Origin of the sequence: Pseudomonas sp. S35 (genome assembly GCF_009866765.1) — a bacterium.
Taxonomy (GTDB): Bacteria; Pseudomonadota; Gammaproteobacteria; order Pseudomonadales; family Pseudomonadaceae; genus Aquipseudomonas.
The window spans coordinates 3,492,377-3,518,448 of record NZ_CP019431.1 but is presented as its reverse complement, the minus strand read 5'-3'; the positions used below and the strand labels follow the sequence as shown (position 1 = coordinate 3,518,448).

The following is a 26,072-nucleotide window of genomic DNA, read 5'->3' as shown; positions in this document are numbered from 1 at the left end:
CTGTGGTGAGCGGGCTTGCCCCGCGCTGGGCTGCGCAGCAGACCCAAAACCAGGCAAATTGGTGTGTCTGGATAAACGGGGTGGCGTTGATGGGGCCGCTTCGCAGCCCAGCGCGGGGCAAGCCCGCTCACCACAAAAGAATGTGCTGGCCAGTGACAGGGGGGTTAACTTGATGCTCAAGGCACGTTCGGTTTACCAGGTTCCCACCTGTAGCCAAGTCGAATTTCATCCCCCTGTGGTGAGCGGGCTTGCCCCGCGCTGGGCTGCGCAGCAGCCCCAAAACCAGGCAACTTGGTGTGTCTGGACAAACGGGGTGGCATTGATGGGGCCGCTGCGCAGCCCAGCGCGGGGCAAGCCCGCTCACCACAAAAGAATGTGCTGGCCAGTGACAGGGGGGTTAACTGGATGCTCAAGGCACGTCCGGTTTACCAGGTTCCCACCTGTAGCCAAGTCGAATTTCATCCCCCTGTGGTGAGCGGGCTTGCCCCGCGCTGGGCTGCGCAGCAGACCCAAAACCAGGCTACTTGGTGTGTCTGGACAAACGGGGTGGCGTTGATGGGGCCGCTGCGCAGCCCAGCGCGGGGCAAGCCCGCTCACTACAAAAGAATGTGCTGGCCAGTGACAGTGGGGTTAACTTGATGCTCAAGGCACGTTCGGTTAACCGCGTTCCCACCTGTAGCAAAGTCGAATTTCATCCCCCTGTGGTGAGCGGGCTTGCCCCGCGCGAGGCCGGCCCGCTCACCGCAAAAGAATGTGCTCGCCACTGACAGGAGTTAACCCAATGCCTAATGCACGTTTGATTTACCGTCGACCCTCACCCAGCGATCTGCAGAGATTATTCGCAATCTTCGGCGATCCCCAGACCAACCTGTTCAACCCCGGCGGCCCCCTGGCCAGCCTGGCCGATGCACAACGTCTGCTCGATCACTGGCTCGCACAATGGGCCCGCGACGGTTATGGCTGGTGGGCGATTGCCCTGCGTGAAAACCCTGAGCGCCTCATCGGTTTCGGTGGTATCGCACCCCTCAACTACCTCACCGAGCGACGCATCAACCTCGGTTACCGTTTGGCCGTGGAGGCGTGGGGGCAGGGTTATGCTACCGAGCTTGCCCGTGATGCCCTGGTGCTGGCGTTTGAAACCCTGAGCTTGCCCGAAGTGTTCGGGTTGGTTCGGCCCGATCACGCGGCCTCGATCCATGTGTTGGAAAAGGCGGGCCTGCAGCACATCGGTGTGCTCGACGATGTGCCCGGCCAGGCGCCAAGCCTGGTGTTTCGTATTTGTCGTCCTACAACTGCAGTCCTCTGAAACTTCTCGTAACCACATAGTACCTAGACAAGCGGCAATGTTTGAGATTGACACCGCTCAGGCGTCTCGATATAAAAGTCGCAGTTGTACGACGACATATGACGTTACATATGTCCTACCTAACAAAAATAAAAAGTGATGCCATGAATCTGAACGAGCCCATCAGTGCCCATCGTGTTGGCCAGGCGGTCGGCAATTACCGTTGGACCATCTGCGCGATGCTGTTCTTCGCCACCACTGTCAACTACCTCGACCGCCAGGTGCTCAGCCTGCTGGCGCCGCAGCTGTCCACGCAATTTGGCTGGAGCAATACCGATTACGCCAACATCGCGGCGGTGTTCCAGTTCGTGTATGCGATCTCCATGCTGTTCGCCGGGCGGTTTGTCGACAAGATCGGCACTAAGGCCGCTTACGTGGTCGCGATTGCGATCTGGTCCACCGGCGCCATCATGCATGCGTTCTCGGTGCAGATGGGCGAGGGTATCGCCGCTGTCAGCAGTGCAATTGGGCTGGCGGTGATTCCGGTGTCGATTGCCGGTTTCATGCTCTCCCGTGCCGTCCTGGCGATTGGCGAAGCGGGTAACTTCCCGATTGCGATCAAGGCCACGGCCGAGTATTTCCCCAAGAAAGAGCGCTCCTTCGCTACCGGTATTTTCAATTCCGGCGCCAACGTCGGCGCAATCCTGGCGCCGATCTGCGTGCCGCTGATTGCTGGTATGTGGGGCTGGGAAGCCGCGTTCATGGTGATCGGCATGCTCGGCTTCCTGTGGGTGGCGGTGTGGGCTGCGGTATATGAAAAACCCGAGCAGCAAAAGCGTCTGTCCGCTGAAGAACTGGCGTATATCCGCAGTGACCAGAGTGTGCAATTGCTCGCCAAAGCCCCGGCTGGCGCGCCTGAGAAGAAAGTCTCGTGGTTCAAGTTGCTGACCTATCGCCAGACCTGGGCCTTTGCCTTCGGCAAGTTCATGACCGACGGGGTGTGGTGGTTCTTCCTGTTTTGGCTGCCCACTTATCTGTCGGCGCAATACGGCATGAAAGGCGCCGATATCGTGATGCCGCTGGCGGTGCTGTACAGCATGACCATGGTCGGCAGTATCGGCGGCGGCTGGTTCCCCAGCTACTTCATGGCGCGTGGTGATGCGCCGTACGATGGCCGCATGAAAGCCATGCTGGTGATCGCGTTGTTCCCGCTGGTGGTGTTGTTGGCACAGCCTCTGGGCTATATCAGCTTCTGGGTCCCGGTGTTGCTGATCGGCGTGGGCGCCTCTGCGCACCAGGCGTGGTCGTGCAACATCTTTACCACCGTGTCGGACATGTTCCCGCAGAAAACCGTGGCCTCGGTGGTCGGCATTGGCGGCATGGCCGGTGGGATCGGCGGCGTGGTGATGACCAAGATCGGCGGCTGGGTGTTCGACTACTACAAGTCGATCAACGACATCCACACCGGCTACATGATCATGTTTGCCATCTGTGCCCTGGCCTACTTGGTGGCGTGGAGCGTGATGAAGACCCTGGTGCCGCGCCACAAGGAAATCACCGATCTGTAATGCGCTGGCGCCTCAGGTGCTGGCGGGTTCTGCCCGGGTCAGGATGATCCGCACCGCCAACACCACACCGGTCAGCACAGCGGCCAGGCCTGCGGTTTCCAAGGGTGTTGGCCAGCGCCCGTGAAACCCCAGGCCGAGCAGGGTGGCGAAGAGTGACTCAAGGGCTATCAATTGGCCGCTCAGTACCATGGGCAGGCGCTGTGTCGCGGCGTTCCAGGCCCAGGCGCCGACCACGGTCGACATCAGCGCGATGATCAGGCTCCAGGCATATAGCGGCCCGGCGCGGGAGAGGCCAAAGCCCAATGTCGCAAGCTTGAGCAGGCCAAAGCCCTGTATCAGCGGCAGCAAGCCCAGTGTGGCGGTGCCGGCACCGAGCAGCATCAACGCGCTCCACAGGCCGATGGTCGACGCGGGAAGGTGCATCAATTGCTTTTGATTGATCACGCTGAAGCCCATCCACAAGCCAACCGCGCTCAACGAAAACAGCAGCCCGAAACCCCAGGAAGCAAGGCTCAATGAAGGTTGATGCAGGCTGCTCAGATTGGCCAGCAACAGCCCCACAGTCAGACACGTCAACGGCGCCGCCAGCCGGCGCCACTGCACGGTTTTGTCCCTGGCGTTGCCGAGCAGGGCCAGCAACACAGGCACCATCCCCACCAACGCCGGCGTCAGCACCGGGCCGCCGAACATCACCCCCGCAGCGATGCACGCGCCATAACCCAGGCAGCCCAAGGCGCCGAGGGCTGCGGCGAGGCAGAGCTGGCCAGGCCTAAGCAAACGCAGTTGCGCCCGGCACACAATCACGCCCAATACACCCAGTGCGCCCGCGATCAAAAACCGCACCACCATCAAGTCGTAGAGGGTGTATTCGCCACTGACGTAAGGCGTGATGAAGTTCAGCGCCCATCCCAGGGTCGCGACGACCGCCAGGGTTACGCCAACACATATCGAGCTTCGCGGTAGGGTCATCAGGGTTATCCATCAGGCGAGGGATTCATGGTGCCCAGCCGCGAGGCTGTGCTACAAACGAGTTCTCGGCCCTGAATGCATAAGCTCAGATTATGAATACACTTGGTAAAAACCTGCCGCCCCTTGCCAGCTTGTTGCCTTTTGAGGCAGCGGCGCGCCTGTGCAGTTTCTCCAGGGCGGCGGATGAATTGCACATCACCCAGGCGGCTGTCAGCCGGCAGATTCGCGGGCTGGAAGACAACCTTGGGGTGAAGCTGTTTTATCGGCGCAACCGCGCGGTGTCCCTTACGCAAGAAGGGCGCGACCTGGCGCGGGTGGTCAGCGACGCATTGCACAGCATCGGTGACAGCGCCGCCCTCCTGCGCGCCGCGCCACACAGCGACCGGGTGGTGCTGCTCTGCCAGCTGTGCGAGGCGTTTTATTGGTTGATGCCGCGCCTGTCGAGCTTCCACCAGCAATACCCGCATTTCGACATTCAGGTCGTGACCTCGACCCGGCCGCTGACGGAGTTCAACACGCACTTCGACGTCGCCCTGCAAAGTTCGCGGCGCCCCAGTGGCGCACATCCCTTGATGTTCACCGCCGCTGACGAAGTGTTCCCGGTGTGCAGCCCAGCCTACTTCACTGCGCGACAACCGCTGCCGCTCACCGAATTACAGTCGGCCACTTTTTTGCACCACAGCTCCCAGCCTCCGCACTTGATGGAGTGGGACAGTTGGTTGCAGGTGTTCGGGCAGGCAGTGGCCGCCGATGCGCGCAGTGCCACGTTCGATAGCTATCCGTTGATGTTGCAGGCAGCAGTGCAAGGGCATGGAGTTGCCATGGGCTGGCAACGGACGGCGAGCAGGCTGATTGAGAGTGGGGCGCTGGTCAGGCCCTGTGTGGAGAGCGTGCATTTGCCCGAGGCGATTTCGATTTATCGTCATCAAGGCGCGGGCGACCGCCCAGAGATCGCGGCGTTGTTGGGCTGGCTGCAAGAGCAATTAAAGGGCGACAGCTGACTGGTGGTCAGCTGTCGCACACTCAATGTGCCGCTATTGGTTACGCGTCACTCGCCACACGGTATTGGCCAAATCATCGGCAATGATCAGCGCACCTTTGGGGTCCACCGTCACACCCACCGGGCGGCCGCGGGTCTTGCCGTCGTCGCCACGGAAACCGGTGGCAAAGTCAATTGGCTCGCCTGCCGGTTTACCGTTGCTGAACGGCACGAAGATCACCTTGTAGCCCACCGGGTTGTCACGGTTCCAACTGCCGTGCTCGCCGACGAACACGCCGTCGGCAAATTTTTCACCCATTGCGGGGATGGAAAAGTCCACACCGAGTGCCGCCACATGGGAGCCCAGGCTGTAATCGGGCTTGATCGCGGCAGCGACTTTGGCGGGGTTCTGCGGCTGTGCACGTGGGTCGACGTTCTGGCCCCAATAGCTGTAGGGCCAGCCATAGAAGGCGCCTTCACGCACCGAGGTCAGGTAATCCGGCACCAGGTCGGGGCCGAGTTCGTCGCGTTCGTTGACCACCGTCCACAGTTGGCCGGATTCGGGTTGGATGGTCAGCGCGGTCGGGTTGCGCAGCCCGGTGGCGTAAGGCTTGTGTGCGCCGGTGGCGGCGTCGATCTGCCAGACCATGGCGCGGTCGACTTCCACTTCCATGCCGCGCTCGGTGACGTTGCTGTTGGAGCCGATGCCCACATAGAGCTGACGCCCGTCGGCACTCACCGCCAGGGACTTGGTCCAGTGGTGGTTGATCTGCGCCGGCAGGTCGGTGACTTTGGTCGGCGCGCCTGTGGCCTTGGTCTGGCCGTCGGTGTAGTCGAAACGCACCAGCGCATCCTGGTTGGCCACGTAGAGTTTGCCGTCGGCAAACGCCAGGCCGTAGGGCGCGTTGAGGTTGTCGGCGAACACGGTTTTCAGCTCGTAGGTGCCGTCACCGTCGGCATCGCGCAGCAGGGTCAGGCGGTTGCCACCCTTGACCTTGGTGTTGCCCTCGGCCTTGATCAGGCTGGCGATCACATCCTTGGGCTTGAGCTTGGCCGCACTGCCGCCACGGCCTTCGGCGACAAGGATGTCACCGTTGGGCAGCACCAGGGTCTGGCGCGGGATGGCCAGGTCGGTGGCGATGGCCGTGACGCTGTAGCCCTCGGGCACTTTGGGTTTCTGCTCGCCCCACGGTGCAGGCTCGGCGATTTTCATGCTCGGCAGCAGGCTGCTTTGTTGCTCAGGCAATTTGGGATCGGGGCCACGGGCTTGGGTTTTATCGCCTTCGCCACCGCAGGCGCTTAACAGCAGGGCGGCACTCAACAGGGTCAATGTGCTGGATGTTTTCATTTCACACCTCCCGAACGCAGGCCGGTCCAGGTGGCTGCCAGTGTCAGCAGCAGCACGATCGCCGACAACACCAGGCCGGTCGGCATGGCGGCGTAAGCATCCTTGGCGTGTTGGAACGCGTTGACCAAGCCCAGGACCCAGGCGGCCAACAGCAGCAGGACATAGCGCGCGGGCTGCCCGGCCTTTCGCTCGGCCCGTAGCAGGTTGACCAGCGCAAACAAAAACGCAAAACCTGCGAATACCAGCGCACCGGCAATCAACCAGGAGGCGAAGTTGGCCCACTGGATCTGGTAGGTCTGGGTGTAGGCGATGTCACTGAGCAAGGCGCCGAGAAACAGCGGCACGGTGCCGGCGAGCAAGGTCGCATGCAGCGGACCTGGCGTGGGGCGATAGGTGGAGAGGGTAGACATGGTGATGGCGGCTCCTTGTTTTGTTCAACGTAGCGATCCAACGCCCCAGGTCGGGGCAGCGCATAGGAAGTGAGCGCGGCGCTTGTCAGAAAGTTCAGGGTGATTGGTGTCTAAATATTATGAACCCGCTGCCTGAGCCCACGGCTAACGCCGTATCATCCAGTCCTTTCCTTTCGCCAGGCGCCTCCATGACACACCCTCGCATTGGCTTCGCATGCCAATACAAGCATCCCGAACGCCTCTTGTCGGCCAGTGCCCTCAAGCTGATCGAAGGCCCGTTCAACCCACGCACTACCACGTTGCGCTGGATGGACGGGGTCACGCCGCAAGCCGCCCGCGACAAGCTGGTCGAAGTGGTCACCCATAACCTGGCGGCCCAATTGCATCTGCTGGCGTATGTGGCCGAACTGCCGCCAACCTTGCGCATGCTGCGCCTGAGCAGCGACCTGTTGCCGTTCTACAGCCATCCGAAGGTGGCTAGCGTCTACAAAGACCCCGCCATTGAGCGCCAGTTGATTGAAGGTTTCGCCGCCATTGGCGAGTTGGCGAGGGCGTCGGATATTCGGCTGTCGTTCCACCCTGGCCAATACTGTGTGCTCGGCTCGGAAAACCCCGGGGTGGTAGAAAACAGCCTCGCCGAATTCGAATACCACGCCGACATGATCCGCATGATGGGCTACGGCCAGCGCTTCCAGGACCTCAAGTGCAACGTGCACATCGCCGGGCGCCTGGGCGTAGAAGGCACCCGTGCGGTGTGGTCGCGCCTGTCCGAGGTGGCGCGCAACTGCATCACCTTCGAGAACGACGAAAAGACCTACGGCCTCGACCACTGCCTGCAAGTCGCCGACCTGGCACCGGTGGTGCTCGACATTCACCACTGCTGGATCAACGAAAACGAGTACATCGACCCCGGCAGCGAACGCGTCTCCCGCGTGATCGACAGTTGGCGCGGCGTGCGCCCGACCATGCACTACTCCCAGCCCCAAGAGAGCCTGCAGGAACTGGGTTTTGACGCCGAGCACAAGCTGGAAATGGACGCACTGCTGCAGGTGGTCTCCAAGCGTGACCTGTATGCCCACAGCGCGCAGATGTGGAACCGCTGGACCAACGACTACGCGCTGCAGTTTCTGGAGCGCTTTGACATCATGCTCGAAGCCAAGGACAAGAACGTGGCGGCGTTGGCGTTTTATGAACACTGGAAGAAAAAGTCATGAGCGTACCCAATAGCTCGGGGATGGACCCGGACGGTTATATCCTCAGCATCTCCCAAGACCCCATTCAGCCTGAGTTTCAGCCGTTGCTTGAGGATGTCCGTGCTTCGCTGTCCCAGGAGGATTTGGGGCTGGACGGGGTTTATCTGTACGGCAGTGTCGCAAGGGCAGACGCCACGCCCGGTATCAGCGACCTTGACCTCACGCTGGTCCTGCGCGAACCGCCCACTGCGCCGCGATTGGCGCGCCTGGAAGAGATCCGCCGGGCGCTGGAGCAGCGGCACTCGGAGGTCATCAAGGTCGACTTCGATATTGGCAGTCGTGGGAACGTCTTAGCGCCTGAAAACCTGCACCGCTGGGGCTTCTGGCTCAAGCACCATTGCCGCTGCCTGTGGGGTAATGACCTGTCGCTGCATTTCGAGCGGTTTCGTCCTTCTCGCGATATCGCCGTTGCGCTGAATGCTGACGTTGAACAGGTGTTGGCGGGCTACCTCACCCGCATCGCACAAACCGATGCCGAGCAAGACCGGTTGCGCTTGCAGCGTGAAGCGTCGCGCAAAATAGTGCGGGCCACGCATGTGTTGCGCTCGGAAGACGCAACGACGTGGCCGCAGACACTGGAGGAGCATGTTGCGCTGTTCGTGCGGCGTTATCCGACGATGATCACGCAGGTGGCATTCTTTCTGTTTGAAGCGCGAAATCCGCAGGCGCAAGTCGACAACTTCACCACCCGGTTGCAGGGGTTCATGGAGTGGATGGCCGCGCAAGCTCCTAAAGGTTGACACATAACGTTGTAGTGAGCGGGCTTGTCCCGCGCTGGGCTGCGAAGCGGCCCCAAAACCTGCCGACGCGGTTTTACTGGAGAATCGCGGCGGGCCTTATTGGGGCTGCTTCGCAGCCCAGCGCGGGACGAGCCCGCTCACCACAAGGGCCTCGTTTTCTCAGGTTATGTGTTCACCAAAGATGTGTAGATACCCAAGGCCATCGCAGGCAAGCCAGCGCCGACAGTAGATCTGTGTTGTTGCCGGAGTCTGCATCCACCTACACAACGCCTGAAAGCTGACACATAACGTTGTAGTGAGCGGGCTTGCCCCGCGCTGGGCTGCGAAGCGGCCCCAAAACCTGCCAACGCGGTTTACTGGAGAATCGCGGGGGGCCTTATTGGGGCTGCTTCGCAGCCCAGCGCGGGGCAAGCCCGCTCACCACAAGGGCCTCGGTTTCTCAGGTTATGTGTTCACCAAAGATGTGTAGATACCCATAGCCATCGCAGGCAAGCCTGCGCCGACAGTAGATCTGTGTTGTTGCCGGAGTCTGCATCCACCTACACAACGCCTAAAAGCTGACACATAACGTTGTAGTGAGCGGGCTTGCCCCGCGCTGGGCTGCGAAGCGGCCCCAAAACCTGCCAACGCGGTTTTACTGGAGAATCGCGGCGGGCCTTATTGGGGCTGCTTCGCAGCCCAGCGCGGGACAAGCCCGCTCACCACAAGGGCCTCGTTTTCTCAGGTTATGTGTTCACCAAAGATGTGTAGATACCCATAGCCATCGCAGGCAAGCCAGCGCCTACCGTTGCGCTTGCCGAAAGTCAGGACTTGAAGCGCCCCACCAACCCATTCAGCTCATTCGACAAATCCGACAAACGCCCCGAGTCGTCCTGCGCCGAGTTGGCCAGGCTTTCCACCAGGCGCGCTTCGTCGTAGATCTGTTGGATATGCCGGTTGATCTCTTCGGCCACGCTGTGTTGTTCCTCGGCGGCGGCGGAGATTTGCAGGTTTTGGTCGCGGATTTCATTCACCGACAACTGGATGCCTTCAAAGCTGTCCCGCGCACTTTCGATGGACGACACACTGGCTCGTGACAGGTCCAGGCAACTGCCCATTTTTTGCGTGACTTCTTCGGTTTTGCTGCCGAGGGTGCCGAGCAATTGCTCGATCTCGCCGGTGGAGTCGGAGGTGCGCTTGGCCAGGGCGCGCACCTCATCGGCGACCACGGCAAAGCCACGGCCTTGATCACCGGCGCGGGCGGCTTCGATGGCGGCGTTGAGCGCGAGCAGGTTGGTCTGTTCGGCAATCGCGCGGATGGTGCCGATGATCTGGTTGATGCTTCGGCTGCCGGCCTCCAACTCCACCATCGCCTCGGACGACTCAGTGAGGCGCCGTCCCAGGCGGTTGACGTTATCGGTGGTCACTTCAATCTGCTGCTTGCCCTCGGCGACGCGACGATGGCCGTTCTCGGCGGACTCCGCCGCACCGCTGCATGAACGCGCAACTTCGTTGGCGGTCGCGACCATCTCGTTGAATGCGGTCGACACCAGTTCCACCGCCTCACGCTGACGCCCGGCAGCCTCGTTCATGTTGTGCGCCACCTCGCTGTTGACCTTGGAGGCGTTCTGCAGATTGGTCGAGGCGGCGCCGATATGCTGGATCAGTTGGCGAATGGCTGCGAGAAACTTGTTGAACCAGCCGGCCAGTTCGGCGGTTTCATCCTTGCCTTGTACCTGCAATGCGTGGCGCAGGTCGCCTTCGCCTTCGGCGATCGATTGCAAGCCGCTGCTGACCTGGCCGATGGGCTTGACGATCACTTTGGAAAACGCCGCCGCGAGCAACCCGAACACCAACACCAGCACGCCGACGATGGCGGCGGTCAGGTAGGTCATGCGTGTGGCTTCGGCCATCACCTCGTTGTGTTCGATCAGCCCGATATAGCGCCAGCCCAGGCCGGGGGAGGTCCATACGTTGGCCATGTAGCGCACGCCGTTGAGTTCCACTTCGGTGGAGCCTTGAGGCGTTTGCGCAAGGTGCGCATAGGCGGCGCCGAGGTCTTTGAGCGGCTTGAAGCTGTGGCCAGCGTCACGCGGGTCCACCAGCACCACGCCATCTTCGATCAGCATCACGTAGCCGCTTTCGCCGAGCTTGATGCTCTTGACCAGCTCGGTGAGGTTCTTCAGCGACACACTGACCACGAACACGCCGTTGGCTTTGCCGGCGTTGTCCAGCAACGCCCGTGCGGTGCCGACCAGGGCCACGTCATCTTTGTCGTAGTAGTACGCCGGGGTGCGAACGGTTTTGCCGGGGCTGGCCATCGCCGCTTTGTACCAGGGGCGCGTGCGGGGGTCGTACTTGGCCAACTGCGGGTCATCGGGCCATTTGACGTAGGTGCCGTCTTCCAGGCCGATCGACAGGATCGCCGCTGCCGGGTGGGTGGCGCCAAACCGTGCGAAGCGGTCGATGACCTCTTGCGCCGCCGCTGGCAGCGGTTGGCTGGCAGCGTCGGCGGGCTGGTAATTTTTCAGGGTGTGGATGGACGTGTATACAGGATCGGTCGCCATTTGATCGACGTTTTGCAGCGTTCCGTCGAAGAACTGGCGGATATTGCCATCGATCTGGCGGATTTCCCGGGTGCTGCCATCAATGAACTGGTCGACCGCCTGGGTCCGCGTGTTCATGACAGAGATCACGGCCACCAAGCTGACCGGAATAAACGCGACGGAGACAAATGCCAGTACCAGCTTATTTTTTATTTTCATCGAGACGACCATCAGCGCAGAGGGTGGTCAAACCGCTGCGTCCTGCAACAGCAGTGCGGCGATTTGCTATCACTGCTGTTTCGGCTGGATGCTGGCAAATCTTTAGGGTTTTTTGTACACAATACAATCGATGATTGTTCTGTATCCAATCAATACACATCACGCAGATAACGTTTCTGTTCGCTCAACTGGCGCCAGTACTCCACGGCGCCCTCAACGGCCAGCCCGCCGTGGGTTTGCGCGACTTGGCGCAGTGCCTGGTCGACATCCTTGGCCATATGGCTGGCGTCCCCGCAGATGTACAGCTTCGCGCCGTCCTGCAACCAGCGCCACAGCTCGGCACCCTGTTCGTGGATGCGGTCCTGCACGTAGATCTTCTGTGCCTGATCGCGGGAAAACGCCAGGCTCAGGTGGGTGAGCAGGCCATCGCGCTGCATGCCTTGCAATTCGTCCTGATAATAGAAGTCACTGGCGGCGTACTGCTCGCCGAAGAACAGCCAATTACGCCCGGTATGCCCCAGGGCTCGACGTTCCTGCAAGAACGCGCGGAACGGCGCCACCCCGGTGCCGGGGCCAATCATGATCATCGGCACCTCGCCGTCGCTGGGCGTGCGAAAGTGTTTGGACGGCTGCACAAACACCGGCACTTCGCCGTCACCCACGCGGTCGGCGAGGAACGTCGACGACACGCCTTTGCGCTTGCCGTAGCGCACGGCAGCCACGGTGAGGTGGACTTCATGGGGATGGGCCTTGGCGCTGGAAGCAATCGAATACAGCCGTGGTTGCAGGCGCTTGAGGGTGCCGAGCAGTTCGTCCGCCGAGCAGTCGATAGGGTATTGCTGCAACACATCGGTGAGCTGCCGGCCCCATAACCAGTCTTTGAGTTCGGCCTTGTGTTCGGGCCGCAGCAACTGCTCAAGGCCCGGATTGGCGCTGCGCTCGGCAATAAAGGCCAGGGTTTCGCTGCCGGGGCGGGCGATTTCGAAATGCTGGGTCAGGGCCTGTTGCAGCGAAACGTCACCGAAGGTGTCGATGTTTACCGACGCGCCGGCGCTCAGGTGGGTCAGGTCAAGCAGCTCATTTACCAGCTCCGGGCAGTTGCGCGGGCGTACGCCGAGGGCATCGCCGGCCTCATAGGTCAGGCCGGAACCCGCCAGGTCCAGGGCGAACTGGCGGGTTTCCTTGTGGGTGCTGTGGGGGTTCAGGTGCCGGTTGAGCAGCAGGCGTGATTGATGCAGTTTGGTTTTGCCGGCGGGTGTGGCCACAGGTGCCGCAGGCTTTGCCGGGTTGAGGGTGTGCTGGAACGTGGTCAGCCAGGCATCGGCGCGCTCTTCGAATTCGGTATCGCAGTCCACGCGTTCCAACAGGCGGGTGGCGCCCAGTTCCAGCAGGCGCTGGTCGAGGCGTTTGCCGTGCTTGCAGAACTGGTCGTAATTCGGGTCGCCCAAGGCCAGTACGGCAAACCGCAGCGACTCCAGGCGCGTTTCGACAGTGCTGAGGCTGTGCCAGAAACCTTCGCCATTGTCCGGTGGGTCGCCGTCGCCAAAGGTGCTGCTGATCAGCGCCAGGTTCTGGGTGTTGGCCAGCTTGCTCGCCGGGAAGTCCGCCATAGCGCTCAGCTCCACGCTCATGCCCGCTTCGCGCAGGCGTTTGGCGAAGCGCTCGGCCAGGGCTTCGGCGTTGCCGGTCTGCGAGGCCCACAGCAGCGTGACATCCGGCGAGGAGGGCGGTGCAGTGTCGGTGCGGCTGAACAGGCCGCCGAGCAACCCGTCCAGCCACAAGCGGGCGTCCTTGGCCAACGGCGCGCTTGCCGGCATCACCGGTACGCCCGCGTCCTGGCGCGCCGCGCTGGATTGCAGGCCACTGAGGAACCCGGCGAGGTAGGTTCGCTCACTGTCGCTAAGCGACGGCGCCGCAATGTTACGAAGACCGGCGAGATCGGCGAAGGCGTCGAGGCGCGACATGGTCAAGTCCTCTGGAAGGTCATGGGAAGTGGGCGTCGGTTGGTCGAGGAACTGATGGTCGATCAGCTCGACTCGAGCCAGTGCGACGGCGCAGCACTTGAACTCCGGCTGCAGGGAAATCGGGTCGACAGCATCGTTGGTCACCGCGTTGATCGCCAAGTGTTCGCCAAACACATCGTTCCAGTGGAAGGGCGCAAAGCAGTTGCCGGGACGCACGCGGTCAGTGATCACCGCCGGCAGCACGGCACGCCCACGCAGGGAGCGCACCTCCACTGGGTCCTTGGCCTTGAGGCCCAGGCGCGTGGCATCGTCGGGGTGGATTTCCACGAAGGGACCGGGGTTGAGTTTGTTCAGGGTGGCGACCTTGCCGGTCTTGGTCAGGGTGTGCCACTGGTGCTGCACGCGGCCAGTGTTGAGCACGAAAGGGAAGCTGTCGTCGGGCATTTCTGCAGGCGGCATATGGGGGCGTGGGAAGAACTGGCCTTTGCCACTGTCGGTGGCAAACGTGAGCGTGCCGGTATTGAAGTAGCGGATCGGGTTGCGGTTAGCCGCATCCGCCGACGCGCAGGGCCATTGCAGCGGTTGCTCACGCAGACGCCCATAGCTGGCGCCGCGAATGTCGTAGCCGGTCTTGGGGTTCCAGGCTTGCTTGATTTCTTCGAACACCTCGCTGGCGCTGGCGTAGGTGAAGGCCTCGGCAAAGCCCATTTCACAGGCGACCCTGGCGATGATTTGCCAATCGGGCAAGGTCTCGCCAGGCGCGTCGACGGCTTTTTGCATCAGCGTCAGGTTGCGCTCGGAGTTGATCATCACCCCCTCGGCCTCGGCCCACAGCGCGCCGGGCAGCAGGATGTCGGCGTAGCGGTTGGTCTCGGTGTCGAGGTAGGCATCCTGGGTGATCACCAGTTCGGCGGCGCGCAAGCCGTCGATCACGGTCTTGCGATTCGGCACGCTGGCCACCGGGTTGGTGCAGATGATCCAGCAGGCCTTGATCTGCCCGGCCACCATCTGTTCGAACATCGCCACGGTGCCGCTGCCGGCCTGGCGCGGCAGGCGGTCGCTGGGGATCTGCCACAAGTGTTCGATGAATGCACGGTCAGCCTCTACCAGCACCGAGCGCTGCCCTGGCAGGCCCGGGCCCATGTAGCCCATCTCGCGACCCCCCATTGCATTGGGTTGGCCGGTGAGGGAAAACGGCCCGCTGCCGGGGCGGCAAATGGCGCCGGTGGCCAGGTGCAGGTTGCACAGGGCGTTGGTGTTCCAGGTACCGTGGGTGCTCTGGTTGAGGCCCATGGTCCAGCAACTCATCCACTCGGCGGCCTGGCCGATCCAATCGGCGGCTTGGCGGATATCCGCTTCGGCCAGCCCGGTGATGGCGGCGACGGTGTGCGGCGGGTAGTCGTCGAGGAAGTCGGGCATGGCCTCCCAACCCTCGGTAAAGGCCGCTATAAAGGCCGGGTCGGTATGGCCGTTTTTTATCAGCAGGTGTAGCAGGCCGTTGAGCAACGCCAGGTCGGTGCCCGGTTTGATCGGCAGGTACAAACCGGCTTTGTCCGCGGTGGCGCTGCGACGGGGGTCGACCACGATCAGCTTCGCCCCGGCCTTCACCCGGTCCATCATGCGCAGGAACAAAATCGGGTGACAGTCGGCCATATTGGCGCCGATCACGAAGAACAGGTCGGCGCGGTCGAAATCTTCATAGGAACCGGGCGGCCCGTCGGAGCCCAGCGAGAGCTTGTAGCCGCTGCCTGCGCTGGCCATGCACAGGCGTGAGTTGGATTCGATGTTGTGGGTGCCGACAAACCCCTTGGCTAACTTGTTGACTAGGTATTGGGCTTCCAGCGACATCTGCCCGGACACGTAGAACGCCAGCGCATCAGGGCCATCGCGGTCGAGGATATGGCGCAAGCGGCCAGCGGTTTCGCCGATGGCGGTGTCCATCGCGATGCGCACCGGGTCGTGATCGCGCTGCTCGCGCAGGTAGGCGTTCTCCATGCGCCCGGACTCGGCGATGGCCTGGCCGCAGGTGGTGCCCTTGGTGCAGAGGCGGCCGAAGTTGGTGGGATGGGCTTTGTCGCCGATCACCTTGAGCACTTTATTGTTTTGCACGTGCATCACGATGCCGCAGCCGACGCCACAATAAGGACACACGCTGCGTACGCTTTGGTTTGCCATCCGTAACCCTCGAAACTTTTTTACCCGCCAACAAAAAAGCGCCTTGCAACCCACCGTTTGGAAACGGGGGTTGCACGGCGCCTTTGTCGTGAATGGGCAATCAGCGTTGACTGCTTTATGAAGGTGTACCTAGCAAGTCACGCGCCAGCTTTTATAGGCAATGGCATAAGAGGTGTTTTGTGGTGCGCCGGGCTGTTGTGGTGAGCGGGCTTGCCCCGCGCTGGGCTGCGCAGCAGCCCCCAGTCCAGGCAGCTCGGTTCCGGTTGGCAATGATAGGGCGGCTTCGCCACCCAGCGCGGGGCAAGCCCGCTCACCATGCAGGTCGTTGTCAGACTGGGAATTGATGATGCAGGTGCGCCTTTTTGATGCAAGGCGCACCAGTTGGAGGCGAGGTTAGAGGCGTTATGCGTAGTCAATGGTCTGCCGCCGCCATGAATACGAGGTCGCGGCCAATTGGCACGCCGCCTGCAAGCTCCCCCGCAACCCCACTCGGTCAACGACGATCGACAAGCCATTCAAGGCTCTGGGCATAAAGCGATGGATCCGGCGAAGTCGTCCGAACCGATCCCGCATAAGAACAGGCAAAGACGCCTGGAACCGTAAGGTTTCAGGCGTTTTTTTTTGCTTTTTAAACCGTGATGAATGTTGTCAGGTGCTGATATGAACAAACCGATGAAAACCCTGATCGTCGTTGGCAATGGCATGGTCGGTCACCATTGTGTGGAGCAACTGATCGAGCGCGGCGCGCTGGAGCACTTTCACCTGCATGTGTTCAGCGAGGAGCCGATGCGCGCCTATGACCGTGTGCACTTGTCTGAGTATTTCACCGGTCGCGATGCCGAGTCGTTGGCGCTGTCCGAGGCGTCGTTGTACCAGACGCCGGGCGTGACCTTGCACCTGGGCGTGCCGGTGCTGGAAATCGACCGCGCCCGTCGTGAGGTGATCACCGCTCACGGCTGCGTGGCGTACGACACCTTGGTCCTGGCCACCGGCTCTTATCCTTTTGTGCCGCCGATTGAAGGCGCCGAAGGCGATTCGCGGTTGGTGTATCGCACCTTGCAAGACCTCGATGCCATTCGTGCAGCGGCAGCCAATGCGCGGCGCGGCGTGGTGGTCGGCGGTGGCCTGCTGGGCCTGGAAGCGGCGAACGCCCTGAAAAGCCTCGGCCTGGAAGCCCATGTGGTGGAATTCGCGCCACGCTTGATGCCGGTGCAACTGGATGATTTCGGCGGCCTGGCGCTCAAGGCCCAGATCGAACGGCTGGGCGTCGGTGTGCACCTGTCCCGCGCCACCCAGTCGATCAGTGGGGGCGAGCAGTACCGCTATCGGATGAATTTTGCCAACGACGAATTCCTTGAAACCGACCTGATCGTGTTCTCCGCCGGCATCCGCGCCCAGGACGCCCTGGCGCGCCAGGCAGGCCTGGAGATCGGCCCGCGCGGCGGCGTGGTGATCAACGATGAATGCTTGAGCTGCGACCCGCACATCTACGCGATTGGCGAGTGTGCATCGTGGAATGGCAGCCTGTTCGGCCTGGTCGCGCCGGGCTACCAGATGGCCCGTGGGGTGGCCGCGTTGTTGTGCGCGCAGACCGCCGAGCCCTTCGTCGGCGCGGACATGTCCACCAAGCTCAAATTGCTCGGTGTGGACGTGGGCTCCATTGGCGACGCCCACGCCCACACGCCAGGTGCGCGCAGCTATCAGTTTATTGACGAGGCCAGCGCCAGCTACCGACGCCTGGTGGTGGATGCGAGCGGCAAGCACGTGATCGGTGCGGTGCTGGTGGGTGACAACAGCTACTACGACACCTTGCTGCAATACATGCAGAACGCGATTGCGCTGCCGGCCGAACCGGCCAGCCTGATCCTGCCGTCGTCTGCCGGCGCGCCGACCCTCGGCCCAGGCGCATTGCCGGAGTCGGCCACCGTGTGCTCGTGCCACAACGTGACCAAAGGCGCGATCTGTTCGGCCATCGACGGCGGTTGCAGCGACCTGGGCTTGCTCAAAGCCCAGACCAAGGCCTGCACCGGTTGCGGCGGTTGCGCGGGGTTGCTCAAGCAAGTGTTCGAGCACGAGCTGATTGCCCGTGGTGTCAGCGTCGACAAGAGCCTGTGCGAACACTTCGCCTACACCCGTCAGGAACTGTATGCCCTGGTGCGGGTGGAAGGGGTGATCACCTTCGAAGAACTGCTGGCCAAGCACGGCCGTGGCCACACCGGATGCGACGTGTGCAAACCGGCGGTGGGCTCGATCCTGGCTTCGTGCTGGAACCAACCGATCATGGACGCCTCGCTGGTGCCATTGCAGGACACCAACGACACGTTCATGGCCAATATGCAGAAGAACGGCACCTACTCGGTGGTGCCACGGATTCCGGGTGGCGAGATCACCGCCGACAAGCTGATCGTGATCGGCGAGGTGGCGAAGAAATACGACCTCTACACCAAGATCACCGGTGGCCAGCGCATCGATCTGTTTGGCGCGCAGTTGCACGAGTTGCCGGATATCTGGGCCGAGCTGATTGCGGCCGGCTTCGAAACCGGGCATGCCTACGGCAAATCCACGCGGACGGTGAAGTCTTGCGTGGGCAGCACCTGGTGCCGCTACGGCGTGCAGGACAGCGTGAAAATGGCGCTGTTGATCGAGGACCGCTACAAGGGCCTGCGTTCGCCGCACAAGCTCAAGTTCGCGGTGTCCGGCTGCACCCGTGAATGCGCCGAAGCCCAGAGCAAAGACGTGGGCGTGATTGCCACCGAGAAGGGCTGGAACCTCTACATCGCGGGCAACGGCGGCATGCGTCCGCGTCATGCCGAACTGTTCGCCACCGACCTCGACGACGCCACGCTGATCCAGTACATCGACCGTTTCCTGATGTTCTACATCCGTACCGCCGACAAACTGCAACGCACCTCGGTGTGGCGCGAAAGCCTGGAAGGCGGCCTGGATTTCCTCAAGGACGTGATCCTGCACGACAGCCTGGGCCTGGGTGCCGAGTTGGAAGCGCAGATGCAGCTGGTGGTGGACCGCTACGAATGTGAATGGGCCAACGCCCTCAAGGACCCGGAAAAACTCAAGCGCTTTCGCACCTTCGTCAACGACAAGCGCCCCGACCCGGACATCCACTTTGTCCAGGAACGCGGCCAGCGCCGGCCGATCATGGCGACTGAACTCAACCTGATACCTGTCATCGAGGAGATTGCCTGATGAGCCAGCCCAACACCCAGCGACACCTGGCCACCTGGAAAGGCGTGTGCAGTGAGCAAGACCTGGTGAGCAACTCCGGCGTAGTGGTGTGGCTGGACGGCGCGCAAGTGGCGCTGTTCTACCTGCCGGGTGCGCAGGAGCAGACACTGTTCGCCATCGACAACCATGACCCGGAGTCGGGAGCGAATGTGATCGGCCGCGGGTTGGTCGCCAGTATCAAGGGCGATTTGGTGGTGGCTGCGCCGATCTACAAGCAGCATTATCGTTTGCAGGATGGCCAGTGCCTGGAGGCGCCACACCAGCGGTTGCGGGTGTGGCCGGTGCGGTTGAATGCTGGAGTGGTGGAAATAGGTCTGGGCTGACACACCTCGGTCTAAATGTGGGAGGGGGCTTGCCCCCAATGACGGAGTGCCAGTGGATGCATCTGTGGCTGACCCAGCACCATCGGGGGCAAGCCCCTCCCACAGTTGAGCCGTTTTACTGCTCTTTGCTGCAATCGCGCGGTGTGATGCCTTTTTCCTTGGCGTATTGGGCGGCTGAAGCTTCGATGATCGGCCGCAACAGTGCGCGGTCGGCCTGCACCCAATCGCTGATCAGGTTCCAGCGCTGGCCATCCCATTGCTGGAAGCGCACCGCGCCGCCGCCTTCGTGGTCGGCGCAGGACAGTTTCAGCGGTTGCACCAGGCCTTTGGCGCCTAGGGCTTGCAGACGCGCATCGTCCAGGTTCAGGTGTTCGAAGCCCCAGCGCACTTGTTCGCCGGTCAATGGTTTTTCACCGTATTTTTCCTGCGCGAGGCGCACGGCTTCGACGTTGAGAATACCGTTCACTACACCCAGGTTGTAATACACGGTGCCAAAGCGCTTGGGGTCTGCCAGGTTGCCTTTACCGGCATCCACCACGCTTTGCTTGATGCCTTGCAGCACCGGGAAGTCGGTGCCCGACGGGTGGGTGGTGATCGAGATAAAACCCTTGGCGGCGTTGCCGGCGGGCACCACGTCTTCTTCCGAGTTGCTCCAGATATTGCCGATGATGTGATCCGCCGGGTAACCGACTTTTTGCGCGGATTTGAGCGCCACCGGGTTCATCACGCCCCAGCCGCGCAGGATTACCCAGTCCGGTTTGAGGCGGCGGATGTTCAGCCATTGGGATTGCTGCTCGTTGCCGGGGTGCGGCACTTCAAGCAAGGTCAGCTCGAAGCCGGCGTTTTTTGCCAGGGTCTCCAGTACGCCGTTGGTTTCCTTGCCGTAGGGCGAGCCGTGGTAGAGCACGGCGATTTTCTTGCCCTTGAGTTTGTCGGCGCCGCCTTCGCGCTGGCCAATGTAGTTGATGATCGCCGAGACTTCCGAATAGGGGTTCAGCTGCAACGGGAACACGTAGGGGAACACGCTGCCATCGGTGGAGTCGGTGCGGCCGTGGTTGATGGTGATCAGCGGCAGTTTGTCGGCGGTCGAGCGGTCCAGCGTGGCGTAGGCGATGCCCACCGACAGCGGGTTGGTGGCGGCGGCAGGGGCGCCGTTGAGCCCGCCCTTGAGGCGCTCGTAGCACTCGACGCCTTTTTCCACCACGTACTCGGTCTCGCATTCGCTCCAGGTCAACTTGACCCCATTCACCCCGCCCTTGGCGTTGATGTATTGCAGGTAGTCGATAAACCCGCCGAAGAACCCGGTACCGCCGGCGGCATAAGGCCCTACCCGATAGCTCTGCAACGGGAAGTATTGTTCGTTGGCGGCCTGGGCGGTGCCGGTGAGCGTGGCGGTGATCAAGGCCAGGCCCAGGGCCAGGCGGCGCAGCGGTAAGCGGTGAGTCATGAAGGCAATTCCTTGAGGTTGGTAAGTTCAGTACCGCAGCGGCCAGACCCTGGCCCGTTGACGAAAGCGCTGCCACAGCCGGGCCAGCCCTTCCGGTTCCTTGATCAGGAAGGTGATGATCAGCGCGCCGAACAGCATCTTCTGGAGGTTTTCCAATTGGCCGGCGTCCATCAACCCGGCGGGCAACAAGCCGAAGAGATTGCCCAGCAGGATCGGGAACAACACGATGAACGCCGCACCCAGCACGTTGCCGAGCACACTGCCCAGGCCGCCGATAATGATGATGAACAGCACCTGGAACGAGCGGCTCAGGTCAAAGCCGTGGGGCTCCACCGTGCCCAGGTAGGCGAAGGCCCACAGCGAACCGGCGACGCCCAGGTAGAAGCCGCTGATGGCAAAGGCCAACAGCTTGGCCTTGAGCAGGCGAATGCCGATCACGGCGGCGGCGGTGTCCATGTCGCGCACGGCCATCCAGTTGCGGCCCAGTTCGCTGCGCACCAGGTTGTTGCCGAGCCAGAACAGTGTCACCACCACGCTCAGGGTCAGTAGATAGCGACCACAGGGTGAGCTCAAATCAACCCCAGCGATCAGCAACGGCGGCGACGTGATCACCCCGGACGCGTTGTCGTTGGTAAACCAGCTGAAGCGGGTGAGCACCCACTCCACCACGAACTGCGCAGCCAAAGTTGCCACGAGCAGATAGAAGCCTTTGATCCGCAGGCTCGGCAAACCGAAGAACACCGCCACCAGTGCCGCGATCACGCCGCCCAGGCCAAAACTCACCAGCAGCGGCAGGCCGGGTACGCGCAATTGCAGGTTGTAGGCGGCAAACGCGCCCACCGCCATGAACGCCGCCGAACCCAGGGAGAGTTGCCCGGCGTAGCCGGTCAGCAGGTTCAGGCCGAGGCCGGCCAGGGACAGCACCAGCAGCGGCACCAGAATCGCGCTGAACCAGTAATCGTTGCCCAGCCAGGGCACCGCCACAAAGGCGAAGCCCAGCAGCAGCCACAGCGCGATGCGGTCTTGACGCAGGCGAAAGGTGCGGCGCTCGGCCGCGTAGGCGGTGCTGATCTGACCGACTTCTTGATACAACATGCAGGTATTTCCTCAAAAAACGCTCAAACCCGTTCGATGGCGCGCTCGCCGAACAACCCGGCGGGCCGCACCAGCAGGAACAACAACGCGAGGACGTAGGGCACCCAGTTTTCAATGCCGCTGCCGATGATCGGGCCGAGGTAGATCTCGGCGATTTTCTCGCTCGCGCCGATGATCAGACCGCCGACAATCGCACCGCCGATGGACGAAAACCCGCCGATGATCAGCACCGGCAACGCCTTGAGCACCACCAGCGACAGCGAGAACTGCACCCCCAGTCGCGCGCCCCAGAGCAACCCGGCCACCAGCCCCACAAACCCCGCTACCGCCCACACCAAGGCCCAGATGCGTGGCAGGCGAATGCCTATCGCCATTGACGCCAGCGGGTCATCGGCGACTGCACGCAGCGACAGGCCGATCCGGGTTTTGTTGAACAGCAGCGACAGCGCGAGCACCAGCGCGGCGGCGGTGCCCGCGGCAAACAGGTCGAACTGCGAAAGCAGCATGCCGCGGATTTCCAGCGGCTCGTCGGCAATGCCCAGCTCCAGCCCGTGCACCTGCGCGCCCCAGAGAAACTGCGCAAAGCCTTCGATCATGTAGGACAGCCCGAGGGTGGCCATGAACAGGATGATCGGCGGGCGATTGACCAGGGGCCGCAGCACCACTTTCTCGATCAGCAACGCCAGCACCACCATGCTCGCCAAGGTCAGCAAAAACGCCAGGGCAAACGGAACGCCGCGCTCGAGCAGGCTCACAAAGGTCAACGCGGCAAACAGCACCATGGCGCCCTGGGCAAAGTTGAAGACCCCCGAGGCCTTGTAGATCAGCACAAACCCAATCGCCACCAAGGCGTACATGACGCCTGCCAACAGGCCGCCGATCAGCACTTCGAAGAAAAATTCCATGCTCAAGTCCCCAGGTAGGCGGCGATGACGTGTGGGTTGGCGCGCACCTGTTCGGGCGTGCCGTCGCCGATCTTGCGGCCGTAGTCGAGCACCACCACGTGGTCGCACAGGCCCATGACCACGCCGATGTCGTGTTCGATCAACACCACGGTGGTACCGAACTCGCGGTTGATGTCACGGATGAACTGGCTCATCTGGGCTTTCTCCTGGGCGTTCATGCCGGCCATGGGCTCATCCAGCAGCAACAGGGTTGGCTCGGATGCCAGGGCGCGGGCCAGTTCGACACGCTTTTGCAGGCCGTAGGGCAGGGTGCCCACCAGCATGTGGCGCCAGGGATGGATCTGTAGAAACGCGATGACTTTTTCGGCGTGCAGGCGATGCGCGTCGTCTTCACGCGGGGCGCGGCCCAGGCGCAGCATCTGTTCGATCCAGCTGCTGCGGCGCATGAGGTTGCGCCCGGTGAGTACGTTGTCGAGCACGCTCATGCCCTTGAACAGCGCGATGTTCTGGAAGGTCCGCGCAATCCCGCCCTCGGCGGCCTGGTGCGCGCGCATGCGCCGTCGGGTCTGGCCGGCGTAGTGGATGCTGCCGCTCTGGGGGTGGTACACGCCGTTGATCACATTGAGCAGCGAACTCTTGCCGGCGCCGTTGGGGCCGATCAGGCCGCAGATATCCCCGGCCTTGACGTCGAAGCTGATGGACGTGATGGCCTTGATGCCCTTGAACGACAGGGAAATGTCATCGAGGCGCAGTAATACCGATTCGGTGGGTGCGTGCATGGTTGGGCTCGTCAGATGGCGTGCGGCAGTGGTTGGTCGGCAGGTTCGCGTCGGGTTGAAGGCTCTTGCCAGTGGCCGGGACGGATGCCCAGCACGCCAAAGAACGCTGCACTCTGCGGACTCAACGGCGGCCCTACCAACAAGGGCGCACGCAGGCGGCTCATGCCCAGCACATCGAGCAACGGGCGCCGTACCAGCCAGTAGCCCAGCCAGCGGCGAACGGGCGAAGGGTCTGGCTGCATGGCCCAGCCATATAAACGATGGTTGAGCGTCCCCGGCAACGGCAGGCGTTCACGCACCCACTGTTCCAGGCGCCCATAGGATTCGCGGGTGCCCAGCACCAGCGTCGGGCCCAGTTCGCGGCGGTCGGTGTCACGGGTAGCCAAGGCTTCGGGAAAATTCAGGCGAAAGCCCGCGTGCAGCCAGGGCGCCAGCAGGTAACGCGCCTGTCCGCTGGCCGCGAATACCCGCGCAGCGAGGGCCTCGTCCTGCGTGTCGAGGCGTTCGCGGGCCGCCAGTGTGCGTGCGCCTGCGAGCAGTTGCGCATGGGTCAACTGCACAGGGGTGTCGCCGGGAAACACGAAGGCGAGCGCATTTGATTGGGTGGCGCAGGCAGGTGCAGGACCGTCAGCGCTGAGGTCGGTGTAGGCGATCAAATGCCGATGTGCGTGGTGATTCAAGCCGCGCCCATCCAGGTACACCACCACATCGCGTTCACCGGCTTGTTGAACCGCGTCCAGGTCTTGCGCGAGTACAAATCTGGGTTGCAGCACATTCAGCAACGCACGATTGTCCTGCTCGGGGTCCAGCAAAGTGACGCTGGCCCCCAACCACTGTGCGGCCAGGGCGAGCAGCAAGGCCTCGTGCCGAGCCTGGCTGATGATCAACAGATCGTCATCGCGACCCAAGCCACGCTGGTGCAGGGCTGCGGCGAGACGGCTGATGTCGTCTGCCAGTTCGCCCCAGCTAAGCTCATGCCAGATGCCCAGGCGCTTGTAGCGCAAGGCAATTGCCGAGCGGCGGGTGTGGGCTTGATGCAACAGCGCCTGGGGCAGTGTCTGGGGCATGGGGGCATCCTTCGGAGGTATACGAAGGCAATTGCACGGCTCGTGCCAGGGGTAAAAGTCCTATTGAATCAATAGGTTGCTGGCTGTTTGTGAAGAGGGTTCCTGTGTGGATTCAGCACAAGCTGTGCAAGTGCTGTTGGTGCGGCAACAGTCCTCTTGGGCGCTGGACAGCGGTAAGATGCCGGCTGCCCCTCACGCCAATCAAGGATTCCACATGCCACTGATCACGGAACGCGTAGCACTGGCCCGCACCGGCGCCAACGACAAGGTTATCTGCCGCATGGCCTCCGGCTGGGCGGTGATGGGGGATGTGCAGTTTCTGCCGGGCTACTGCCTGCTGTTGCCCGATCCAGTGGTGGCGAGCTTGAACGACCTGGATACCGAAGCCCGCGCTACCTATCTGTTGGACATGGCGCGCCTCGGCGATGCGGTGTTGCAGGCCACCGACGCCCTGCGCATGAACTACGAGATCCTCGGCAATTCCGAGCCCGAGTTGCATTGCCATATCTTCCCGCGCTACGCCTCGGAGCCCGACGACAAGCGCAAGATGCCCGCGTGGTTTTATGACTGGAAAAACGCGGTGCCTTATGCCGAAGACGTGCATGGGAATTTGCGCAGGGCCATCGCGCAACTACTTCAAAAAGCGAGTACGCCAGATGCGTGAACGAAAGGCATCGCGACTGTTGGTGATCAACCCTTCCCGAAAAGTCCTGCTGTTCAGGTTCGTGCATAACGACGGCGCGCTGGCTGGGAAAAACTATTGGGCTACCCCGGGCGGTGGGGTTGAGGAGGGCGAAACCTTTGAGGCTGCGGCCATCCGCGAATTGCGCGAGGAGACGGGGATTCAGATCCAGACAATGGGCGATTCCGTGGGCGAACTGCGTTTCCCGATGATGGTCCCCAGCGGTGAAACGGTGCTCGCCGTTGAGCAGTACTTTGTGGTTCACGCCCAAAGCGAGGTGCTGTCAAAGGCCGAATGGACTGCGGAAGAAACTCAGGTCATGGCTGACCATCACTGGTGGTCGGCACACCAATTGCGATCGACGCAAGACATCGTATTCCCCGATTCGCTGTTGGACATGCTGGTGCAAGCGGCGGTATTTGACCCGTCTGCCTGAGCACACCCAAACCACGATTTGTGCGCAGACAACCGCTACAGTGGCACGGCGACCAACCCAAAGCAGTGCCGCCCGACACGCGAGCAGCATTGCCGTCCACGCGGGTCAGTCGGTGGCTTCAACCCATTCGCAGTTTATGAGCGGCGTTCCATCCCCCACACGCATGTAATAGGCGTCTGGAACCGCGATCCGTTCATGGGAGGTGCCCACCGGCCCGTCGTGGTAATCGGTGAACAGCTGCCCACCCGTAATCTCCCAGCGTACTGAGTACGCCTGCGTTGACCGATAAAGCCACAGGCGCGGCGCCGCGCGGCAGGACAGGTAGTTGCCGTCCTGAAGCTGAAGCTGCATGCGGTTGCCGTCGCTGGAGACGTTTTTGAACTTGGCTTTGTCGCCGTTGGACGGCGTTGCACTGATGTAGTCCCAAAAGCTCCAACTGGCCTGGTTGCCTACAAAATAGGCAAAACTATCCTGCGTCTTGCCGTTGTCATCGACATATTGAAGCTTGAGGTAGTACCACTTGTTTTTTGGTAAAGCCTGGCTGCCGCTGCGAGGGGCCAACGGAGCGCCCTTGGGTTCGAAGGGTTTGTCGTCCTTGGACGGGCTGATTGAGTCGCTCATGGGTTCATCCTTTAGAAGAGAGAGTCGAAATGCAAACTC

At 62.0% G+C, this 26,072-nt stretch carries 20 protein-coding genes; 9 read left to right on the top strand and 11 right to left on the bottom strand.

Features of this window, described 5'->3' with window-relative positions; translation table 11 throughout:
* The first annotated feature begins 781 nt into the window (after window positions 1-781).
* Together PspS35_RS15565 and PspS35_RS15560 are read left to right on the top strand one after the other, a co-directional pair.
* The gene (locus tag PspS35_RS15565; RefSeq protein WP_159935636.1) at window positions 782-1,306 is read left to right on the top strand and encodes a GNAT family N-acetyltransferase; all 525 of its coding nucleotides are present in this window, start codon (window positions 782-784) and stop codon (window positions 1,304-1,306) included.
* A gap of 143 nt (window positions 1,307-1,449) precedes the next feature.
* Entirely contained in the window at window positions 1,450-2,853 is a 1,404-nt protein-coding gene (locus PspS35_RS15560; RefSeq protein WP_159935635.1) for an MFS transporter, read from the top strand.
* 12 nt (window positions 2,854-2,865) lie between these two features.
* Here PspS35_RS15560 and PspS35_RS15555 read toward each other — a convergent pair whose 3' ends face one another.
* Window positions 2,866-3,822, bottom strand: a complete 957-nt coding sequence (locus PspS35_RS15555) for a DMT family transporter (protein ID WP_159935634.1) — start codon at window positions 3,820-3,822, stop codon at window positions 2,866-2,868.
* Between the two features lie 92 nt (window positions 3,823-3,914).
* Between PspS35_RS15555 and PspS35_RS15550 the strand changes: the two genes are divergently transcribed.
* Window positions 3,915-4,823: a LysR substrate-binding domain-containing protein gene (locus PspS35_RS15550; RefSeq protein WP_159935633.1), complete on the top strand. Its 909-nt coding sequence runs from the start codon at window positions 3,915-3,917 to the stop codon at window positions 4,821-4,823.
* Window positions 4,824-4,856: 33 nt separating this feature from the next.
* Here PspS35_RS15550 and PspS35_RS15545 read toward each other — a convergent pair whose 3' ends face one another.
* Both PspS35_RS15545 and PspS35_RS15540 read right to left on the bottom strand, forming a co-directional pair.
* Entirely contained in the window at window positions 4,857-6,149 is a 1,293-nt protein-coding gene (locus PspS35_RS15545; RefSeq protein WP_159935632.1) for a sorbosone dehydrogenase family protein, read from the bottom strand.
* Window positions 6,146-6,559, bottom strand: a complete 414-nt coding sequence (locus tag PspS35_RS15540) for a DUF2231 domain-containing protein (RefSeq protein ID WP_159935631.1) — start codon at window positions 6,557-6,559, stop codon at window positions 6,146-6,148. Before PspS35_RS15540 ends, PspS35_RS15545 begins: the two co-directional genes overlap by 4 nt.
* A gap of 188 nt (window positions 6,560-6,747) precedes the next feature.
* On the opposite strand from PspS35_RS15540, the gene PspS35_RS15535 reads away from it, so the two are divergent.
* Together PspS35_RS15535 and PspS35_RS15530 are read left to right on the top strand one after the other, a co-directional pair.
* The gene (locus PspS35_RS15535; protein WP_159935630.1) at window positions 6,748-7,773 is read left to right on the top strand and encodes a UV damage endonuclease UvsE; all 1,026 of its coding nucleotides are present in this window, start codon (window positions 6,748-6,750) and stop codon (window positions 7,771-7,773) included.
* Complete coding sequence (locus PspS35_RS15530; protein ID WP_238785874.1) at window positions 7,770-8,552, top strand: nucleotidyltransferase domain-containing protein; 783 nt, start codon at window positions 7,770-7,772, stop codon at window positions 8,550-8,552. The genes PspS35_RS15535 and PspS35_RS15530 overlap by 4 nt, the downstream gene beginning before the upstream one ends.
* A gap of 803 nt (window positions 8,553-9,355) precedes the next feature.
* Here the strand turns inward: PspS35_RS15530 and PspS35_RS15525 are convergent.
* Complete coding sequence (locus PspS35_RS15525) at window positions 9,356-11,296, bottom strand: methyl-accepting chemotaxis protein (RefSeq protein WP_159935629.1); 1,941 nt, start codon at window positions 11,294-11,296, stop codon at window positions 9,356-9,358.
* Window positions 11,297-11,445: 149 nt separating this feature from the next.
* Window positions 11,446-15,435: a bifunctional nitrate reductase/sulfite reductase flavoprotein subunit alpha gene (locus PspS35_RS15520; protein ID WP_159935628.1), complete on the bottom strand. Its 3,990-nt coding sequence runs from the start codon at window positions 15,433-15,435 to the stop codon at window positions 11,446-11,448.
* A 660-nt stretch (window positions 15,436-16,095) separates the two neighbouring features.
* On the opposite strand from PspS35_RS15520, the gene nirB reads away from it, so the two are divergent.
* Complete coding sequence (nirB, locus tag PspS35_RS15515; RefSeq protein WP_159935627.1) at window positions 16,096-18,639, top strand: nitrite reductase large subunit NirB; 2,544 nt, start codon at window positions 16,096-16,098, stop codon at window positions 18,637-18,639.
* Entirely contained in the window at window positions 18,639-19,001 is a 363-nt protein-coding gene (gene nirD / locus PspS35_RS15510) for a nitrite reductase small subunit NirD (RefSeq protein ID WP_159935626.1), read from the top strand. Before nirB ends, nirD begins: the two co-directional genes overlap by 1 nt.
* 115 nt (window positions 19,002-19,116) lie before the next feature.
* Here nirD and PspS35_RS15505 read toward each other — a convergent pair whose 3' ends face one another.
* Genes PspS35_RS15505 through PspS35_RS15485 form a run of 5 tightly spaced genes read right to left on the bottom strand, consistent with a single transcriptional unit; the run spans window position 19,117 to window position 24,294 of the window.
* Complete coding sequence (locus tag PspS35_RS15505; protein WP_159935625.1) at window positions 19,117-20,448, bottom strand: ABC transporter substrate-binding protein; 1,332 nt, start codon at window positions 20,446-20,448, stop codon at window positions 19,117-19,119.
* Between the two features lie 27 nt (window positions 20,449-20,475).
* Window positions 20,476-21,543 carry a branched-chain amino acid ABC transporter permease gene (locus PspS35_RS15500; RefSeq protein WP_159935624.1) on the bottom strand — a complete coding sequence of 356 codons (1,068 nt, stop codon included), beginning with the start codon at window positions 21,541-21,543 and terminating at the stop codon, window positions 20,476-20,478.
* A 23-nt stretch (window positions 21,544-21,566) separates the two neighbouring features.
* Complete coding sequence (locus tag PspS35_RS15495) at window positions 21,567-22,448, bottom strand: branched-chain amino acid ABC transporter permease (protein ID WP_159935623.1); 882 nt, start codon at window positions 22,446-22,448, stop codon at window positions 21,567-21,569.
* 2 nt (window positions 22,449-22,450) lie between these two features.
* Window positions 22,451-23,227, bottom strand: a complete 777-nt coding sequence (locus PspS35_RS15490) for an ABC transporter ATP-binding protein (RefSeq protein WP_159935622.1) — start codon at window positions 23,225-23,227, stop codon at window positions 22,451-22,453.
* Between the two features lie 11 nt (window positions 23,228-23,238).
* On the bottom strand, window positions 23,239-24,294 hold the full coding sequence (locus PspS35_RS15485; RefSeq protein ID WP_159935621.1) for an AMP-binding protein: 1,056 nt from the start codon (window positions 24,292-24,294) through the stop codon (window positions 23,239-23,241).
* Window positions 24,295-24,508: 214 nt separating this feature from the next.
* Here PspS35_RS15485 and PspS35_RS15480 point away from each other — a divergent pair, with 214 nt between their 5' ends.
* A complete protein-coding gene (locus PspS35_RS15480) occupies window positions 24,509-24,958 on the top strand; it encodes an HIT domain-containing protein (RefSeq protein ID WP_159935620.1) in 450 nt (149 codons plus the stop codon).
* A complete protein-coding gene (locus tag PspS35_RS15475; protein WP_159935619.1) occupies window positions 24,951-25,412 on the top strand; it encodes an NUDIX domain-containing protein in 462 nt (153 codons plus the stop codon). The genes PspS35_RS15480 and PspS35_RS15475 overlap by 8 nt, the downstream gene beginning before the upstream one ends.
* Window positions 25,413-25,517: 105 nt before the next feature.
* Here PspS35_RS15475 and PspS35_RS15470 read toward each other — a convergent pair whose 3' ends face one another.
* A complete protein-coding gene (locus PspS35_RS15470) occupies window positions 25,518-26,033 on the bottom strand; it encodes a hypothetical protein (protein ID WP_159935618.1) in 516 nt (171 codons plus the stop codon).
* Window positions 26,034-26,072 lie beyond the last annotated feature (39 nt).

Bases quoted from the DNA above. Each gene is read 5' to 3' on its own strand.
- PspS35_RS15565 (WP_159935636.1), top strand. From the start codon at position 782: ATGCCTAATGCACGTTTGATTTACCGTCGACCCTCACCCAGCGATCTG.
- PspS35_RS15560 (WP_159935635.1), top strand. From the start codon at position 1,450: ATGAATCTGAACGAGCCCATCAGTGCCCATCGTGTTGGCCAGGCGGTC.
- PspS35_RS15555 (WP_159935634.1), bottom strand. From the start codon at position 3,822: ATGACCCTACCGCGAAGCTCGATATGTGTTGGCGTAACCCTGGCGGTC.
- PspS35_RS15550 (WP_159935633.1), top strand. From the start codon at position 3,915: ATGAATACACTTGGTAAAAACCTGCCGCCCCTTGCCAGCTTGTTGCCT.
- PspS35_RS15545 (WP_159935632.1), bottom strand. From the start codon at position 6,149: ATGAAAACATCCAGCACATTGACCCTGTTGAGTGCCGCCCTGCTGTTA.
- PspS35_RS15540 (WP_159935631.1), bottom strand. From the start codon at position 6,559: ATGTCTACCCTCTCCACCTATCGCCCCACGCCAGGTCCGCTGCATGCG.
- PspS35_RS15535 (WP_159935630.1), top strand. From the start codon at position 6,748: ATGACACACCCTCGCATTGGCTTCGCATGCCAATACAAGCATCCCGAA.
- PspS35_RS15530 (WP_238785874.1), top strand. From the start codon at position 7,770: ATGAGCGTACCCAATAGCTCGGGGATGGACCCGGACGGTTATATCCTC.
- PspS35_RS15525 (WP_159935629.1), bottom strand. From the start codon at position 11,296: ATGAAAATAAAAAATAAGCTGGTACTGGCATTTGTCTCCGTCGCGTTT.
- PspS35_RS15520 (WP_159935628.1), bottom strand. From the start codon at position 15,435: ATGGCAAACCAAAGCGTACGCAGCGTGTGTCCTTATTGTGGCGTCGGC.
- nirB (WP_159935627.1), top strand. From the start codon at position 16,096: ATGAACAAACCGATGAAAACCCTGATCGTCGTTGGCAATGGCATGGTC.
- nirD (WP_159935626.1), top strand. From the start codon at position 18,639: ATGAGCCAGCCCAACACCCAGCGACACCTGGCCACCTGGAAAGGCGTG.
- PspS35_RS15505 (WP_159935625.1), bottom strand. From the start codon at position 20,448: ATGACTCACCGCTTACCGCTGCGCCGCCTGGCCCTGGGCCTGGCCTTG.
- PspS35_RS15500 (WP_159935624.1), bottom strand. From the start codon at position 21,543: ATGTTGTATCAAGAAGTCGGTCAGATCAGCACCGCCTACGCGGCCGAG.
- PspS35_RS15495 (WP_159935623.1), bottom strand. From the start codon at position 22,448: ATGGAATTTTTCTTCGAAGTGCTGATCGGCGGCCTGTTGGCAGGCGTC.
- PspS35_RS15490 (WP_159935622.1), bottom strand. From the start codon at position 23,227: ATGCACGCACCCACCGAATCGGTATTACTGCGCCTCGATGACATTTCC.
- PspS35_RS15485 (WP_159935621.1), bottom strand. From the start codon at position 24,294: ATGCCCCAGACACTGCCCCAGGCGCTGTTGCATCAAGCCCACACCCGC.
- PspS35_RS15480 (WP_159935620.1), top strand. From the start codon at position 24,509: ATGCCACTGATCACGGAACGCGTAGCACTGGCCCGCACCGGCGCCAAC.
- PspS35_RS15475 (WP_159935619.1), top strand. From the start codon at position 24,951: ATGCGTGAACGAAAGGCATCGCGACTGTTGGTGATCAACCCTTCCCGA.
- PspS35_RS15470 (WP_159935618.1), bottom strand. From the start codon at position 26,033: ATGAGCGACTCAATCAGCCCGTCCAAGGACGACAAACCCTTCGAACCC.